The organism is Prevotella sp. Sow4_E9_plate, from assembly GCF_052116205.1.
Classification (GTDB): domain Bacteria; phylum Bacteroidota; class Bacteroidia; order Bacteroidales; family Bacteroidaceae; genus Prevotella.
This window is the reverse complement of record NZ_JBQKLN010000023.1, coordinates 42342-59718: the sequence shown is the minus strand read 5'-3', so window position 1 is coordinate 59718 and position 17377 is coordinate 42342. Positions and strand designations below refer to the sequence as shown.

The 17377-nt window shown below is 43.1% G+C and carries 11 protein-coding genes and 1 pseudogene; 9 read left to right on the top strand and 3 right to left on the bottom strand.

Features of this window, described 5'->3' with window-relative positions:
• From ACTQ53_RS10385 to ACTQ53_RS10375, 3 genes and pseudogenes are all read right to left on the bottom strand, one after another.
• A pseudogene (locus tag ACTQ53_RS10385) lies at window positions 1–195 on the bottom strand (IS5/IS1182 family transposase); the annotation flags it as partial.
• A 147-nt stretch (window positions 196–342) separates the two neighbouring features.
• Window positions 343–438 carry a smalltalk protein gene (locus ACTQ53_RS10380; RefSeq protein ID WP_441932970.1) on the bottom strand — a complete coding sequence of 32 codons (96 nt, stop codon included), beginning with the start codon at window positions 436–438 and terminating at the stop codon, window positions 343–345.
• A gap of 80 nt (window positions 439–518) precedes the next feature.
• Window positions 519–1061, bottom strand: a complete 543-nt coding sequence (locus tag ACTQ53_RS10375) for an HU family DNA-binding protein (RefSeq protein ID WP_441932969.1) — start codon at window positions 1059–1061, stop codon at window positions 519–521.
• An 853-nt stretch (window positions 1062–1914) separates the two neighbouring features.
• Between ACTQ53_RS10375 and ACTQ53_RS10370 the strand changes: the two genes are divergently transcribed.
• The 9 genes from ACTQ53_RS10370 (at window position 1915) to ACTQ53_RS10330 (ending at window position 17366) form a co-directional block, all read left to right on the top strand.
• Window positions 1915–2232, top strand: a complete 318-nt coding sequence (locus ACTQ53_RS10370; RefSeq protein WP_294971844.1) for a hypothetical protein — start codon at window positions 1915–1917, stop codon at window positions 2230–2232.
• A gap of 150 nt (window positions 2233–2382) precedes the next feature.
• Complete coding sequence (locus tag ACTQ53_RS10365; RefSeq protein ID WP_441932968.1) at window positions 2383–5232, top strand: SNF2-related protein; 2850 nt, start codon at window positions 2383–2385, stop codon at window positions 5230–5232.
• 27 nt (window positions 5233–5259) lie between these two features.
• Entirely contained in the window at window positions 5260–8385 is a 3126-nt protein-coding gene (locus tag ACTQ53_RS10360; RefSeq protein ID WP_441932967.1) for a DNA methyltransferase, read from the top strand.
• Window positions 8386–8387: 2 nt separating this feature from the next.
• On the top strand, window positions 8388–11624 hold the full coding sequence (locus tag ACTQ53_RS10355) for a DEAD/DEAH box helicase family protein (RefSeq protein ID WP_441932966.1): 3237 nt from the start codon (window positions 8388–8390) through the stop codon (window positions 11622–11624).
• 558 nt (window positions 11625–12182) lie between these two features.
• Complete coding sequence (locus tag ACTQ53_RS10350; protein WP_294971834.1) at window positions 12183–12605, top strand: hypothetical protein; 423 nt, start codon at window positions 12183–12185, stop codon at window positions 12603–12605.
• Between the two features lie 375 nt (window positions 12606–12980).
• The gene (locus ACTQ53_RS10345) at window positions 12981–13475 is read left to right on the top strand and encodes a hypothetical protein (RefSeq protein WP_441932965.1); all 495 of its coding nucleotides are present in this window, start codon (window positions 12981–12983) and stop codon (window positions 13473–13475) included.
• A gap of 215 nt (window positions 13476–13690) precedes the next feature.
• The gene (locus tag ACTQ53_RS10340; protein WP_441932964.1) at window positions 13691–14194 is read left to right on the top strand and encodes a spore coat protein; all 504 of its coding nucleotides are present in this window, start codon (window positions 13691–13693) and stop codon (window positions 14192–14194) included.
• Window positions 14195–14223: 29 nt separating this feature from the next.
• Window positions 14224–14658, top strand: a complete 435-nt coding sequence (locus ACTQ53_RS10335; RefSeq protein WP_294971827.1) for a hypothetical protein — start codon at window positions 14224–14226, stop codon at window positions 14656–14658.
• Window positions 14640–17366, top strand: a complete 2727-nt coding sequence (locus ACTQ53_RS10330) for a hypothetical protein (protein WP_441932963.1) — start codon at window positions 14640–14642, stop codon at window positions 17364–17366. Before ACTQ53_RS10335 ends, ACTQ53_RS10330 begins: the two co-directional genes overlap by 19 nt.
• Window positions 17367–17377: the final 11 nt, after the last annotated feature.

Genomic DNA, 17377 nt, shown 5'->3' with positions numbered 1-17377 from the left:
TGAAGGGTCATATGAAGGTCGTCCACCATTTCCAGGAGCCTCACGTTTAGTATGATTGAAGCCGAGTTCTTCTAAATCCTGGCTATCTACAAACGCATCAATGTAGCGAACGGGATTATCCTGCTCGATGTACTCGTCCAGACAAGCCGGAAACAATACGTATTGTCTTCTATCTTCACCTTTAATGTACTTCATAAGCGATAAATGTTTGATAGCTACAAAGTTACGAAAATATTTAGAGAAAACCAAAGATAAAGTGTTAACAATAAGAAATATTAGGAGACATTTTGGCTGCTATGGGTTTTCAGACAATCTCTCCTGTTTCTTATAGATAGTTATGCCCTACGGCATACAGCTCGTTACACCCAAAGTGGTGGCAATCGCAGTCAAGATTGATATCGCAATCTGAATGATAGTTTTCCAAGTCTCCTTCTTCATCTTTTTTTAGTGATTAATTGTTAGTGATTAGTGATTAATTCTTTTGCTGCTTAAACACAGCCCCCGAAGGGGCTCTGCTTTTAGAAGCCTACGTCACTACCTCCTCCCTGGGTGCCGCCGCCACCTTCCTGAGTTCCGCCACCGCCCTGGGTGGTATCACCGGTGTTGGAGTCGCCGCCTGGCTTGCCGGTTCCTCCGGTGTCCTCGCTGATGTTATACTCGTCGTAGGCAACAATCTTGGTGAGCTTCTTCAGCTCAGCATTGCTCCACGACTTCGTATTTCTCACAATCAGGTGAACGCCCTGCACGCTTGCAGCAGACACCTTGTCCTTGCTCACCTCGCCACGCGAAGTCATACCGATGGAGAAAAGACCGAGGTCGGAGATACGCACGCTCTTGCCGTCGAGGATCAGGTGCTTCAGACAGTCCAAAGTGTCCATCAGCACACCGTGGATAGTACCACGACTGTATGGCGAGTTGTGCTCAGAGATATGAGTCACGAAGTCCTCAAAACTAATCTCACGGTCGCTCACTGCGGTAGCATACCAGAGTTTCTTACCAGCGTTCTCTCCACTCTGTGGAGTACGCGTTACTTTGCGATACTTACAAGCTCCTTGTCCCATAATTTTTTAGTGTTTAATTTGTTAATGATTAATTGTAAATTATTAATTGTTTCCATCTTTCTTCCGATTGGCGCCTATATCTTCCGATTGATGGTGTGAAGGAGAGGTTGATGCCTTTCTCCTAATCACGATGCAAAGATACTACTTTTTTTGGGTACCACCAAATTTCGGGGTGTGATAAGGGCCGATTTTCAGCAGCTTTCAAATTGTAAGTTGGTTAATAATTACAAGTCATAGTTTTGAGAGAAGAAAAACATAGAGTTGCGGAGCCGAAAACATAGAGTTGTGGAAAGAAACTGTAAATCAGGAGAATCTGGATATTCCGGAAGATCCCCGATTTATTATTTCAATTTCAGTTATTTCAGTTATTTCAGTTTTCAGCGCCTTAGTACTTTTCTCTTTATAGTAGTATCTTATATATTTATATATATATAAATATATAAGATATATAATTTACTTACAATCCGTAACCACATATCTAACATATAGGGGCACGCTGAAAACTGAAATAACTGAAATAACTGAAATTGAGATGGGTTTGGATGTAACCTTTCCGTAAGGAGTACATCATATCCCCACACGCCCCTGTAGGGCAAAAGCTTTAAATCCTCAAGAGGCTGCGCAACGTGGAGAAGTGCGACTTTGAATTTAAGTTCTGATGCACTAATCTTGCGATTTCATTTGTTTGCCAATATGCTACTAAAAAACTTTTTCTGAAACTTTTCTTCTATTTCCTTGCGTGTTTCAAAATATTGTTGTACTTTTGAAGGAGAAAATTAATGAAGTAGAACTAATAAACAACATAACTATATGAATATCAAGCGATTCACCCCCCCCCTATTCGCTAGGGTTGATGGCTCTTATAGCCTTCATGTTTTCGCTTGTTCTTGCCAGTTGCAGCAAGGATGAAGCCTTTGATACAGATGAGCGTGTCATCTGTATTGAAGCTAATAGTACACGTACTTACTATGCCATTACTGACACACAGGGCATCACATATACTTCTAAAGGTATAGCGTGCCTTATCAATCAAGATACGAATCATCCCAAATGGACACTTAGCTATGAAGAGATAGCTAAGCAACTCAATATATCTCTACCGAATGTTTCTACGATACAAATTGCCTTTACCAAAGTCCAGAATAATGGCCTTTGGCGCTTCGCCGTGTAGTTTGTCGGTCAAAAGGAAGGCAGCGAATATTCGATAGACGTAAATCCCGAGATAGGCAATATCGAATGGGTGATGAGTATTGAAGATATGCCTGATGGGGAAGTTACGCTGAAATTTGATTAATAGAATTGATGATTTTAATACTTTTTGATGATTACTCGATATCACGCTAAATACTATGCCCAACTGCTCTCGCAGAAATCTGTAGGCAACAATTTGCAGAATCTTTCGCAGTCTCTGCTTAATTCTGCTGTTGACATCAATCCACACCAGATTGATGCGGCTCTGTTTGCCTTTAAGTCTCCACTGAGTAAAGGTGTCGTCCTTGCTGATGAAGTGGGATTGGGAAAGACGATAGAAGCAGGACTTGTTCTCTGTCAGATGTGGTCCACAGGCAAGCGTAAAATCATCATTGTATGTCCAGCTTCTCTGAGAAAACAATGGAGTTTTGAACTTGCAGAGAAGTTTGGTATAGCTAGCGAAATCCTTGATGCAAAGGTCTTTAATGCGTATGTTGCGGAAGGTAAAAATCCATTCTCTTACAATCGGGTTATTATCTGCTCCTATAACTTTGCAGCCAAGAAGAAGGCAGAGGTATTGCGCCATGGCTTCGATTTGGCTATTGTGGATGAGGCTCATAAACTGAGAAATGTTTATAGAAAGTCTGCACGCACTGCAGCTGATGTTCGAGATGCCCTGGCAGGAACCAAGAAACTCCTGCTTACGGCTACTCCATTCCAGAATTCCCTGATGGAACTCTATGGTCTGACCACAGTCATAGACCCGAATTTCTTTGGCAGCGAAAAGACCTTCCGCCGTGATTATGGCAATGGTGAGAATATAGACGAGCTGAGATTCCGTATCAAGCCTCTCTTTACCCGTACACTTCGCAAGGATGTAAAGGAATATATCAATTATACCAAGCGTCTCCCTTTGACGCAGAAGTTTACAAGTACCGATGAGGAGTATGAACTGTATGAGGATGTTTCAGAGTTTCTGAGAAGAGAAGATATTTATAGTGTTCCAGCCGGACAGCGTAAGCTGACAACTATGATTATCCGCAAGATTCTGGCATCATCCATATTTGCACTTATCTCCACATTAACGCATATACGTGAACGTTTGGAAAGAATGCTCAAGAAGGAACAGATGGAACGTTTTGATGCCGATGAACTTCTCGGCGATGATGAACCTGATTTTATGGCTGATGTTGAGGAGGATACAGAGGATAGTTACGAAGAGACTGATATGTTTGATGAGGATGATGCTATCAGTATTCCTAAGTTAAAGGCTGAAATCGCTCTTCTCAATTCTTTCATAGCGAAGGCTAAGAAGATTCGCAAGGAGTCGAAGGCGGAAGCCCTGCTGGCTGCTTTGAAAGAAAGTTTCAAGATTCAGTCTAAGTCAGGCGCCCAGCGCAAGGCACTCATCTTCACGGAATCAACCAAGACCCAGGCTTTCCTCCGTGATAGCTTGGAAGCTAATGGATATGAAGGCAAGATAGTGCTTTTCAACGGCAAGGCCAGCGAACCGCAGACCAACGAAATATACAAGAAATGGTGCGATGCCCATCCTGACAAGGTGAGTGGTATCAAGGCTGCCGACAGGCGTGCTGCCATTGTGGATTATTTCAAGAATTCTGCCGAAATCATGATAGCCACCGAAGCCGCTTCTGAGGGATTAAATTTGCAATTTTGCTCCTTAGTCATCAACTATGACCTGCCGTGGAATCCTCAACGAATCGAACAGCGCATAGGTAGATGTCATCGTTATGGACAGAAATATGATGTGGTGGTGGTAAACTTCATCAATACTCGCAACTATGCGGATGTTCGCGTTTTTGATTTGCTTTGTAAAAAGTTTAAACTCTTTGATGATGTCTTCGGAGCCAGTGATGAAGTGCTTGGCAAGGCAGACAGTATAGACTTTGAAAGCCGCATCCTGCAGATTTACCAGCAGTGTCGTTCCAAGGAAGAGATTGATGCCGCATTTGAGAAATTGCAGAATGATATGCAGGAAGAGATTGATACCCGCATGGATGAAGTGCGTAAGCAGGTGATTGAGCATTTTGATATTAACGTGCAGGAACATTTGCGTACCACCAAGGATGCAACAGGTGCCTTTCTGAACCGTTATCAGCATATCTTCTGGGAATTGACCAAGTTTGTTCTCTCCTCTGAAGCTGTTTTCGATGATGCCAAACATACGTTCCGTCTTCAAGTACCGGTAGCTGGTTGTAAGAAGGGTGTTTACTGTATGCTGAATGCATCAGATTCCGAAGGTATTCCTTACCGATTGTCTCATCCGCTGGCACAGCATGTGCTGAATACGGCACTTTCGCTGGAAACGGAAGATGGTGCTGAAATCCATTTCTCAGAGAAGGCCATGCAGATGAATGCCACCTTGCCTGAATATCTCCAGGACCAGGAAGGTTATCTGATTATGGCGCAGCTGAAAGTTGCTTCGGTTGAAGAAGAGCAATATACTATCTTCACGGCCATGACAGAACAGGGCAGAACGCTTTCTCAGGATGACTGCGAAAAGCTGTTTTTGAATGGTGGTCGTGAATCGCCGGTAGAAGCTATTCCTCCTCGCATCCTCGACAGTTTGCAGCAGAACAGTGAACGCCGCTGCGCTGCAAAACTGAAAATGATAGATGAACGCAATCTCGGTTACTTCCAGCAGGAAGAGACTCGTATCTTCAACTGGGAACGTGATATGCTCAATGGATTGGAAGAAGAGTTGTCTACTGTCAAAAAGGCTATTCTTCAGGCAGAACGGGATGCCTTGCGGGCTGATAGCATACAGGCCAAGTTAGAGGCCCAGCAGCATGTGGATGACCTGAATCGCAAGAAGCGTCGCCTTCGTAACGAGCTGGATGACAAGGAGGATGATATCGGTATCATGCGTCGCAACATGATAGCAGAACTGCAGAAACGTATCATATCGCAGGCTGATTCTGCCAAGGTGTTTATCATACATTTTTCAACGAGAGTCTAAAAAATAAAAGCATATATGAATGAAAGAATGATAAGGTTCATTGAACTATTGAACCAGATGTTTGAATTGGATAAGTCTGATCTTGACTTCGGTATCTACCGAATCCTCAATATTCGACGCAAGGAAATTCAGAAGTTTTTTACCGAAGGGCTTCCAAGGCAAATCAGAGAAACACTAGAGCCTTTTGCTCAGGGAAATAAGGATGAACTCAGAAAGCAGATTGCTGAGATAGAACAGCAGGCTGCTGCCTTTGGTGCATCGCCTGAGAATAATCCTAAATACAAGGAATTAAAGGCTCAACTGCAGCAAGGCACAGATTTGAGTGCCTTGGAGAGTGACGTATATAGTGCGCTTTACAACTTCTTTAGCCGCTACTATGATGAGGGAGATTTCATCAGTAAGCGCCGCTACAAGGAAGGTGTTTATGCTATTCCTTACGAGGGTGAGGAAGTAAAGCTGTACTGGGCTAATCAAGACCAGTACTATATCAAGACGTCTGAGAATTTCAAGGATTATACTTTTACCGCTGGCGATTATACGGTTCATTTCCTTTTGGTAGATGCTACAACAGAGCAGAACAACAACAAGGAAGACAAGAATAAAAAGCGCGAATTCATGCTCTTTACAGAAGATGAAGAGAAGTATCCTGGCGTAAAGACATTCGAATATAACGAAGAGGAAAAGACCGTTAATATCCGCTTTATCTTTGATGTGCCTAAAGAAACAGAAGTGAAGACGGACGAGGAGGGTAAGAAGAAAAAGAAAGTAGATTATTCAGAAAAGAATAAAGTAGAAATTAAGCAGTGGCTCAGTACGCAACCAACTGCTGTTATGCTGGAATTGTTGCGAATTACGAATCCTGATGCCAAGGCTAAGGATCAGATTAGCTTCTTGGACAAGCACCTGAAGGCGTATGTGGCAAAGAACACCTTCGATTACTTTATTCACAAAGACCTGGGTGGCTTCTTGTCACGAGAGCTTGATTTCTTTATCAAGAACGAGGTGATGCACCTTGATGACCTTGATACAGAAAATGAGGCTCGTGTGGAGACTTATATCGCTAAGGTTCGTGCTATCAAGCAGGTAGGTCGTGTTATTATCAAGTTCTTGGCGCAGATTGAGAACTTCCAGAAGAAACTCTGGTTGAAGAAAAAGTTTGTCGTAGAGACTAACTGGTGTATTACGCTCGACCGTATTCCTGAGGAGTATTATGATGAAATCCGCCAAAATAAGGAGCAAGTACAGGAGTGGATTGATATGTATGCTATTGATGAAATTCAGCAAGATTTGGAGCATACAGAACCTTTCACCCCAGTACCTTCTGTGCTCTTTTTGAAGCAAAATCAGAACCTTATTGTGGATACCAAACACTTTAGTGAGGAGTTTAAGAATAGACTTCTTGCTGAGTATGATGATTTGGATAAGGAGACGGGAGGATTGATGATAAATAGTGATAACTTCCATGCGTTAAATCTTTTACAGACTAAGTATACGAATAGAGTTAATTGTATTTATGGAGATCCACCATATAATGCTAAGTCTAGTGAGATTCTATATAAAAATACCTTCAAGCATTCGTCTTGGATTACCATGATGCGAAACAGACTTGAATTAGTTTCGCCATTGAAGACTCAAAGAGGAGCGATTGTGACAGCAATTGACGAGAATGAAGGCTTTAATTTGATGAAATTATTGGATGAAATTTTCCCTTATTGGAATAAGACTGCGGTAACGGTTCTTCATAATCCTGCCGGTGTACAAGGGGATAATTTTTCTTACAGCCATGAATATGCATTTTTCCTTTTTGAGGATTATAAACATGTTATTGGTAAAGTTGAAAAGAAAGAAAAAACAACAGAACCATTTAGAGATTGGGGACCTACGGGTTTAAGAAATCCGCAAGGAAATACATTTTATCCGATTTTCGTCAATCTTTGTGGTGATAAGATTATTGGAATAGGAGAAGCTTGCCCTAGTAATTTCCACCCTGGTAAGCAAAATATTATTTGTGATGATAAAATTATAGTATATCCAATTGGAGAAGATGGAGTTGAAAAAAAATGGGTTTTTGCAAGAGATACCGTAGAAAGCATTATAGATGAATTATATCCGCAAGAGAAAAATGGTATAGTTCAGATAATGCGAGATAAATCTAAAGGAAGTTTTAAGACCGTTTGGTATGATGAAAAATATTATGCTAATGTATATGGTTCTAAACTTCTTAATAATATTATCGGATCTAAAAAGTTTGATTTTCCAAAATCTCTATATACAGTTAGCGATTGTGTTTATGCAATAAATGAAGTACAAAAAGGAGATTCTATAGTAATGGATATATTTGCAGGTTCGGGAACAACAGGTCATGCTGTCATAGATTTGAATAAAAAATTTCCAGAAGGCAATAGAAAATATATCCTGATAGAAATGGGGGCTTATTTTAATAAAGTGACTCATCAAAGAGTAAAGAAAATTATTTATAGCTCTGAATGGAAAAAAGGTAAGCCTTTATCACGTAATACTGGTGTTTCTCATATTATGAAGTATATGCTTCTCGAACAATACGAAGATGCTCTGAACAACATCCAGTTGAAGAAAGATGAAAGCTTGGCAAGCCTCTTTGGTGATGACTACACCATCAACTATATGTTTGACCTTGAAGCAAAGGGCAGCTTGTTGAATTTGGATGCATTTAAGGCTCCATTTAGCTACGAGATGAACATCACGGAGAAGAATGAGATGAAGCTTCGTAAGGTGGATGTCTGCGAGACCTTCAACTATTTGATTGGTCTTACTGTCAAGCATCAGGGCATCATCAGAACCTATGACAGCCTCCCTGCTGCAAAGCCAATGTACGAAGGTGCTGTAGATTTGGTAAAAGGTACCCAGTTTGCCTTCCGCCAGATAGAAGGAACGCTCCCAGACGGTCGTAAGGCACTGGTCATCTGGCGTACCATCAGCGATGATTTAATGGCCAGCAATGCAGCCCTGGATGCTTATTTCGAAAAGTATCGCATCAATCCGCTCGACCGAGAGTATGATATTATCTATGTAAACGGAGACAACAATCTGGAGAATCTTCGTACATCAGATGAATCATGGAAGGTGGTTCTGACAGAGCAGGAATTTAATAAACGTATGTTTGAAGAAATGTAATTATGGCTAGGACTAAAAAGAATCAGGTGCAGGAACTGCGCTTTGATGAAAAATTGGTACTCTTCAAATTCATGCAGCGAGAGTTGGGTATCACGGATATGAAGCAGCTGGCAAGACAGATGAACCTGCCGGAAGAAGAAGGTATCAATGAATCTACTGGTAACACCTTGTTCATTGAATACTTCTTCAAACTGCCTGGATGCAGAATACCGGAAACCAAACTGAGAGTGTATGATGAAAACATCAGACGATATACACAGAAAATCGGTGAAAACAGAGGCGGACTGACCTGGAAATATTTCCAGTATCTCAGCCTCCTTTTCACGGAGATTTACCTGGATCGTTGGTTTTCTGATAAGGAATCTTTCCAGCAGGAACTGACGGATTTCCTTCATGATGAAGATGACCGTACTTTGGGGCAGATTGGCTTCCAGGACTTCGATTTGGCAAAGATGAACAAACTTGCCTACATGTCGGCTACAGGTTCTGGTAAAACGCTGATTCTGCATGTCAATATCTTGCAGTTTTCATATTATCTGAAGCGAGCTAAACGCATCAATGCGAGCATAGATATCAATAATGTCATCTTGCTGACTCCGAATGAGGGCATGAGCCGCCAGCATCTGGAGGAACTGAAGATGTCGGGGATACCTGCCAAAATCTTTGTCAAGGAAGGGCCGTTAAAATTTGATGGCAATGAAGTACTGATTATTGATATAAATAAGCTTGATGATGTAGGCAAGGACAAGACGGTCAGCGTGGATAGTTTTGAAACCAATAATCTGTTGTTGGTGGATGAAGGCCATCGTGGTTTGGTAGGTGGAGAAAAATGGGTTGGCTACCGTCAGAAAATGGCTGAGGATGGCTTTACCTTTGAGTATTCAGCCACATTCAAGCAGGCACTGGCAGGCAAGAAAACAAATAAGAAAGACCGGGATATCGTGGAGGACTATCAGAAGGCAATCCTCTTTGATTACTCCTATAAGTACTTCTATAATGATGGCTATGGTAAGGATTATCGTATCTATAACCTGAAGGATGCCAATATCAGTGAGGATTCCCGTCTGCTTTACCTGACCGGTTGCCTTCTCAGCTTCTATCAGCAGAAGAAATGCTTCTTGGAATATGGCAAGGAGCTGGCTCCTTTCAGAATAGAAAATCCGCTGCTGGTGTTTGTGGGTAATAGCGTGAATAAGGCAAACAAGGATGAAAGTCTCACAGATGTTGAAGATGTCATCATGTTCATTGAACAGTTTGTTCGCTATAAGCGTCAAACTGTCCAGCGCATCAACCTGGTGGTGCAGCAGAATACGGGTCTTATCGATGCCAAGGGCATTGATATCTTCTCGCATGATTTCAATCCTCTCTACGAGTTGAATGGGGGTAATACGCCTGATGGACAGGTGCTCTATGAAGACATATTGCATCTGCTTTTCAATACGACGAGTCATGCAGATGAACCACGTCTTCACCTCGACCATCTGAGTAAGGCAGGTGAGATAGGCATGCGTATTGGCGAGGATGGTGATTACTTTGGCGTGATCAGTATCGGAGATACAACAAAGCTGATTAAATCCTGTGAAACCAAGGGAGTTGTTACGAAGAGTGAATCATTCAACAATGATTCGCTTTTTGAATCCATCAATCGCAAGGATTCCAAGATCAACGTCCTGATAGGTTCGAGAAAGTTTACCGAAGGCTGGAACAGTTGGCGAGTGAGCACCATGGGGCTTATCAATTTTGCCAAAGGTGAAGGTTCCCAGGCTATCCAGATGTTTGGTCGTGGTGTGCGTCTGAAAGGCTATAATGGTATGCTGAAGCGTAGCCGTGCTATCAATATTCCTGGTGTTCGGGCTCCAAAATACATTGGTAAATTGGAAACGCTGACTATCTTCGGAGTAAAGGCTAACTACATGGAGGAGTTCAAGGCATTCCTGGAGTTGGAAGATGTGCCAAGCAACGACCAGATTACGGAGATTACCCTGCCTACGGTGTCTCGTTATCAGGAAGCCAAAGCTAAAAAGCTCCGTGTAATAAGAGTTAAAAGCGGCAAGATATTCAAGAGAGATGCTGAACGCAAGCTGTTGGATAAGCCTAGCGAGAAATTCAAGAGTTATCTTATGAAGAATCCTATTTTGCTAGACTGCCGCAGCAAGGTACAGGCAATAGAATCCAGTGGCTCTATTGATATGCGCATAGAGGTGAATAACAAGCCTATAGATATGCCGGAAGAAAACATTCCGTTGCTTGATTATTATCGCATATTCGATGAAATCGAAATGTATAAAAATGAGAAACTCTACTTCAATATCACGATTGATAGAGACAGATTGCCTTCTATTCTTGGTGATAGAGAATGGTATCGCTATATCGTTCCTGCTGACTATCTGAAAATAGACAGCATCAAGCGCCGGGAAGAAGTAACTGACTTTGCGATTATGGCTTTAAAGATTTACATGGATAAATTCTTTAAGTTTGAGAAAGAGGCATGGGAAGACAAATACCTGGAGTATGGAGAGCTGGAGGCTACCGACAACAACTTTGTGGATGAATATAGAATCAATCTGACCGAAGAAGTGGGCGGCGATTGTGGTGAAGAACTCAACAGGTTCATTTCGGATGCTGCAACGATATTGGCAACAGATAGAGGTATATCGGAATATGAAAAGAGTACGCTTGCCAAACAGTTCGTTCTGTTCGATTTCCGCCATCATCTCTATGCTCCTTTAGTATGCGTAAAGAAGAACAATCTGAAGATACAGGTCTCTCCTGTTCAGCTGAATGAAGATGAGAAAACCTTCGTGGATCTTCTCGACTGCTACATGAAGAATCATGGTGCAGAATGGAAGGAAAAATCACTATTCTTGCTACGCAACAAGAGCAAGGTTGGTATGGGCTTCTTTGAAGCGGGTAATTTCTATCCCGACTATATACTCTGGATTGATACCGATGATAAGCAGTATATCAACTTTATCGACCCGAAAGGTTTGATGCATATTGTGCCTGAGAATCCAAAGATTAAATTCTATAAGAAAATCAAGGATTTGGAAGTACGTCTTGCGCCAAGTGCAGGCGATAAGCAGATTGTTCTCAATTCGTTCATCATGTCATCCACCCGAGGTGCCAATCTCAGGGAATGGTGGGGAATGAAGAAACCTTCAGAGCATGAAGCAATGAATGTCTATACACTTGACGATGCAAAATGTATTGAGAAGATGATTCAGAAAATCTTTCAGTAGATAATAATCGAGAGAGGAAGCGGAATATCAGAGAGCTTCCTCTCTTGAAAAAGCAATCAAGAAAAGTAATCATGTAAAGTGAACATCAAACCGATTAAGTATTTGGTGGAAGTTAATACAAAAGAACAAATTTAAATAGATAAACAGTTTACGGCTGTATAACTAACAGTAAAGTTGCGAGAGAGGTGGTATTCGCCACCTCTCGTTTTGAACTTTTTGTCGTAATATCGTGTTCAGCTCTCCTCTCTGTTAGGAGTATCTATAAAGACAGAGATCAAAGACTCAACTGGGCAAAGAAGAAACTGGTGAAGTACCTGAGAAGTAAAGGAGAAAGAGTACCTACGGGTATAACATTTACCAGGGTGGTAAATCTCATTACAGGAGAAGAATAAGCAAGGGGAGAAAGTGATGCACTTAATTGCGCACTTTCTCCCTTTTTTTGTATACTTTTCTGAGAATCATTAAAAAAATCATATACATTGTAAAAATTAAGCGTTTTCACGACTCTTGCAAATATCGAAAAAATTGTGTAACTTTGTACTCAAAATATAATAGACTATGGCAAGAGGTAATAGATATGATAAATCATACGCCGACAGGTATATGAGAAAGAAGCAGATCGAGAGGGTGGGACCACTTCTTGACCAGATGATCATTGATGATATCTCTCCTCTTAAATTGATGAAAAATGAGTTTGATATTGCAAATCCTACTGTCAGAAAACTGAGAAATATGAATCCCTCTGTATCACATAATACACTTAACAAATTCTGCTATATTATAGGTTATTATCTTCATCAGGAAACTGTGGCGGTGGAGAACTACCAGAAGCATGTTAAGGAACGGGAGCTATGGCTGAAAAAGCTCTTTGAGATGAAAGAAAGATACCATAAAATATATGGTGAATCGGCTGATGATGTAGGAGACTTGATTAGGAAGAAGATTGATTTGCGTAAGTTCGTAACGCAAGGAATCAAATAAATATAATATGTCGTCTCATACCAGCTATGAGCGGTAAGAGTTTAATAAACATATACTAATCTTTAAAATAATGGAACATTCATTATGTCTTTGGGGGCATGTCTGAGCTTTATGCCGTTCTATGTCCCCGATAGCAACGTCACCTTGTGAAAATCGCAGGGGCCAACTCCACTAACTTGTGAGGTAAGTAATGGTCATTTTTTCATGAAATTTTGTATATGAAAAAGATGGTGACAAGGTTCTTTCTCAGAACCTTGATTGCTCTTGCCAAGACGGGGGCAATCAGCCTAAGTGTAGTTATCGTAGTCTCTTTCAACGACAATTCTGCGTTGGAGATGACTACAAGTGCCCATAACCTTTTAAACCTAATGAGCTATGACAATCAAGATTGCAATTAATATAGAAAATGCACATGGTTGGCATATTGGTAATAACATCTTCGTTGGTACTTCTGGGAAGAAATCATCTGGTTCTTCATCAGAAGATAATCTCAATGATGCTGATTTTGAGGAGGTAGATGAGGATGAAAAAGGTGATGAACCTGATTATTCTCAAAAGGTTCCTTTAGGCCTTCCTTTTGCACCTCAGATACCTAAAGAATTGACTGGAGAGAAGGCTACACGAATCTTTTTGAAATTGTATAAGAAGGAGATTTTAGATGAGAATTTCCAACCTCTCCATCTCTCCGCCTGTAAGAAGGCGTATCTTGCTTATCAGATAGCCTGCAAATTGAATATAAATCATGTATGGAAAGTGTTTTCGGAATTTTGGCACATGAAGCCTTCTGTGATGAGAACACGATATAATGAAGCCATTTCTTCGCCTTCTATAGCAGAATTTTATGAAGAAATCAAAGAATGTTTACAATAATATGGATTTTTAGCAAGTAGTACTAGTACGACCGTACCTGGTACGTACTAGGTTCGTTCCAAATTTTTGCCGTATCTTTGCCCCGGAATTCAGAACCAACATGGTCTGGGTTCCGGGGCTTTTCCGTATATGGAAAATTGGTACCGCTTCCGGGGTACGGGATTTGGCGAATGGTCGCAGCTCCAACCAAGTTAATATATATAATGATGAAAGAAATGAAACCGTATTATTTCGAGCATCCTCAATATGGAAAAATGAGAGTGATGATGGTGGGAGACAAGCTCTTCTTCAACATGAGCGACTTGCAGCGTGTTTTCGACAAGACACCTAAGGAACTCTTTGAGATCGTGGCTGACACAGAGGGCGAGTTGAGAAACTTCCATATCGTGATGGAGCCAAAGGAGAGAGTTGAATTCAGAACCTTCTTCCTGGATCTGGAAATGAAGACTTCCAACCGCAGAAAGAAAAACGTTGCCGTGGATTATAACTTCTGCGACGAGGTGATGGTGGCAGATATGGTGAACCCACAGAAGCGTGGTGACAAGTTGGTTGCCAAGTGGTTGCTGGGATTCATCAAGAACAGTCTGAACAACAAGATGTTTGTGTATTGCTACAGTGCTGATGGTGTTTTTCTGCTGTCTGACAACTCAGAGGTTATGCCTACCGACGTACGTTTCAATGGCAGAGTCCTGACCATCAATGACCAGATTTTTGATTAATAACATATCTTTCTAAAACTTCAACATATATGAGCAAGAAAAGTTTTTCAGCAGCTGCTGAGGCTGCTACACAGGCGCTTTTGAACGCCCAGAGAGTAGATGCCAGTGTGATTACTGACGAGTGTGGTAACGTGGCTATCCGCAAGGCCCCTTGGAACGATACGGAGACTATTGCCGAGGAAGCCAAGGTGATTCCGGGCAGAATGGTATGCAGCGGAGGCGAATGCGGCGACAAGCTCGACTTCAAGCCTTATGCCGTGACGGGTGAGAAGAGATATACCGAGATTATCCATACTTCGCATGGCGCCCTGAGAACATCCCCTCAGCGTGTGTTCGCTTCCTTCTCCTTTCCTAAGGACATGAACAAGGCGGACATTATGAAGTATCTTTACAAGGAGGTGCTGGAAATCAAGGGCAAGGCTAAGCATTTCAAGGAGGAAGTGGCATGGGAACAGTACAAGTGATGGCATTGAATCCGGCTCGCAGGGGCAATATGGGAAGATTGAATTCTTCCCAGCCTCTGACGGTCTACGACAGCCTGACAGCCCAGAGGTGGCTGAAGGGCGTGATAGAACAGATACGTGGCGAGAAGCCGATAACCGGCATGGATGACGGCGACGGGACGGCGGTGAAGAAGGCTAGAGAGGCGCTGAAGAAGCAGTTGCCTATCCGTGCCATCCACTACTACAGGTTCAGAAACAACCACCGTTCTGCCGAGGATGCGGACCCTGAGAGTTTCCTCTTCCAGACCACCATCGATGTGGACGATATGGAGTATGTGGAGCAGGCGCTGGAGAAGGCGCGTGAGCTGAACTGCAGCGACAGCATCTGGAAAGGCAAGCTGCTGCATCTGGAGTATTCGGCAAGAAAGAAGCTGCATATCGACATCCGCATGCCGATGGGGATGACCATCGAGGAGACGCAGAAGGCGTATTGTGAGGCTGCCGGAATCCCGTATGATAAGAGCTGCATCACGCCCGAAAGAATCATCTTCATCACGGATAAAGGCTCCGAAATCTACCGTTCCAAGGACTGGTATGGGGTGCTGCCCGCAGAGGAGATTAAAGCCCGCAGAGAGGCTTTTCTGAAGCGTGGCCTGACGATTGACGGCAGGGGGACGGCTCGCTATAGCTTGCTTGCCGGGGATTGCAAATCCCCGGAACGCCTGGTGGGGGACTTTCAGGGGCAAGTACCTAATGATAGTAATCATAAAGTTCCAAGTTCAAATCTCAAAGTTCAAAGTAATCATAAAGTTCCAAGTTCCAAGTTCAATGTTCAAAGTGAAGACAATAGACTTCCGGGCACTAGTGGCGATAACGCTGTTTCTTCTGGCTCTGCTATTCAGCCTGCCCAACCTGGTGATAGCAATCGTGTTGATGATTCTCATCTCAGCCCTGCTGGAGATGCTCAGAATGCTGGCAGATTGGCAGCCACAGAAGCAGGTTCTGCCAGTGAGAAGAATCTGATAGCCTTCGACCTGTTTCAGGAATCTGCGGGACTGAAGGGGATGAATATTGACACCGTGGGGTCCAGACATTCCTCCCTGCTCGCCATCATGAGTGCCGGAGCATCACGAGTGATGAGCGAAGAGGAGCTGATGAAGGTGGTGGCAGAGAAGATGCCAAGCTATTATCAGGAACCTGACTGCCACCAGCTTATCCATGATTTCTATGCGAAATATGGCGACAGCTCGAAGCCGTTCTCTAGGGATGTGATTCGGGTGAATGCCTTGGCGGAGCAGGCGGCCAAGAGCTTGCTTGCCGGGGATTACAAATCCCCGGAACGCCTGGCGGGTTCAAATCTCAATGTTCAAAGTAACGGAGTTCAAAGTAACGAAGACGATGATTATCCTGCTCCTCCACCGATGCCGAAGAAGCTGCCGAAGCTGGTAGAACTGCTCATCTCGAATACTCCGGAGGACTATAAGGCGGCTGTAGCTAATGCCATCTTTCCTCCTCTCGCTACCCATCTCTGGAAGACCCGCTTTAATTATATTGACAACGTAGAGCACGAAGCAACCCTCATGTGCTGCCTGCTGGCAGGTACAGGAGCTGGAAAGAACTGTGTACAGATGCCTATAAATTTAATTATGGAGGATATCCGTAAGCGTGACAAGGACAACCTGAAACGTGAGAAGGAATGGAAGGAAGAAATGACTCGCAAAGGTGCCAACAAGGACAAGCGTAAGCGTCCGGAAAACCTTATCATACAGGAGATAGACCCCGATATGACAAACCCAGCCTTCGTGATGCGTACCGCCGAAGCACAGGAGCATTTCCTCTATGCTTCGCTCAACGAGGTGAACCAGTTTGATGCGCTCAAAGGTCAGGGCGGGCAGCAGTTTGTCATCATGTGTCTCGCCTTTGATCCTGGCAATATCTACGGGCAAACTCGTGTAGGAATTTCGAGCGTTACCGAGCGTGTCACCATCCGTTTCAACTGGAATGCCTCCACCACGGTCATCAAGGGGCAGCGCTATTTTGCGAAGGTCTTGACCGACGGTCCGCTGAGCCGTATCAATTTCTGCACGATTCCCGAAAGAGAGATAGGAGCAGAAATGCCGGTATATGGCATATACGACGATGATTTCAGAGCGCAGCTGAAGCCCTACATCGACAATCTGTGCATGGCTTCGGGTTTGGTGGATTGTCCTGAGGCTTTCGAACTGGCCAAACAGCTGAAAGATGAGAATGCAGATTTCGCAAGAATGTCGCAGGATAGAGTGTATGAAAATCTGAGTTTCCGTGCCAATGTCATCGGCTATCTGAAAGCCTGCGTGCTCTACGTAGCGAATGGCTGCAAATGGGAGCCGGAGATAGCGGATTTCATCCGCTGGAGTGAGCGTTATGACCTCTACTGCAAGATGCGCTTCTTTGGTGAAGCGATTGCCAAGGCTGACTATGACGGAGAAAAATCGAGCAAGAGAGGCCCTTCCAATCTGCTGCAGCTATTGCCCGATACCTTCAATTTCACGCAGGTTGAGGCATTGCGCCTGCAGTATAAGAAGTCGAAGAAAGGAACCAAGCAGATGCTCAGCAACTGGCTCTTCAGAAAGTATATCCGTAAGATAGAACCTGCCGGAGTACAGGACAAGACTGATTTCAATTTCAGTAATTTCAGTTTTGAGAAGCTTTGTTTCAGACAAGACGGTGTGAAAATAAATGTTGAATGATAAATATTTCT

Coding starts and splice junctions, on each gene's coding strand:
- ACTQ53_RS10380 (WP_441932970.1), bottom strand. CDS start 438: ATGAAGAAGGAGACTTGGAAAACTATCATTCAGATTGCGATATCAATC.
- ACTQ53_RS10375 (WP_441932969.1), bottom strand. CDS start 1,061: ATGGGACAAGGAGCTTGTAAGTATCGCAAAGTAACGCGTACTCCACAG.
- ACTQ53_RS10370 (WP_294971844.1), top strand. CDS start 1,915: ATGGCTCTTATAGCCTTCATGTTTTCGCTTGTTCTTGCCAGTTGCAGC.
- ACTQ53_RS10365 (WP_441932968.1), top strand. CDS start 2,383: ATGATTACTCGATATCACGCTAAATACTATGCCCAACTGCTCTCGCAG.
- ACTQ53_RS10360 (WP_441932967.1), top strand. CDS start 5,260: ATGATAAGGTTCATTGAACTATTGAACCAGATGTTTGAATTGGATAAG.
- ACTQ53_RS10355 (WP_441932966.1), top strand. CDS start 8,388: ATGGCTAGGACTAAAAAGAATCAGGTGCAGGAACTGCGCTTTGATGAA.
- ACTQ53_RS10350 (WP_294971834.1), top strand. CDS start 12,183: ATGGCAAGAGGTAATAGATATGATAAATCATACGCCGACAGGTATATG.
- ACTQ53_RS10345 (WP_441932965.1), top strand. CDS start 12,981: ATGACAATCAAGATTGCAATTAATATAGAAAATGCACATGGTTGGCAT.
- ACTQ53_RS10340 (WP_441932964.1), top strand. CDS start 13,691: ATGAAACCGTATTATTTCGAGCATCCTCAATATGGAAAAATGAGAGTG.
- ACTQ53_RS10335 (WP_294971827.1), top strand. CDS start 14,224: ATGAGCAAGAAAAGTTTTTCAGCAGCTGCTGAGGCTGCTACACAGGCG.
- ACTQ53_RS10330 (WP_441932963.1), top strand. CDS start 14,640: ATGGGAACAGTACAAGTGATGGCATTGAATCCGGCTCGCAGGGGCAAT.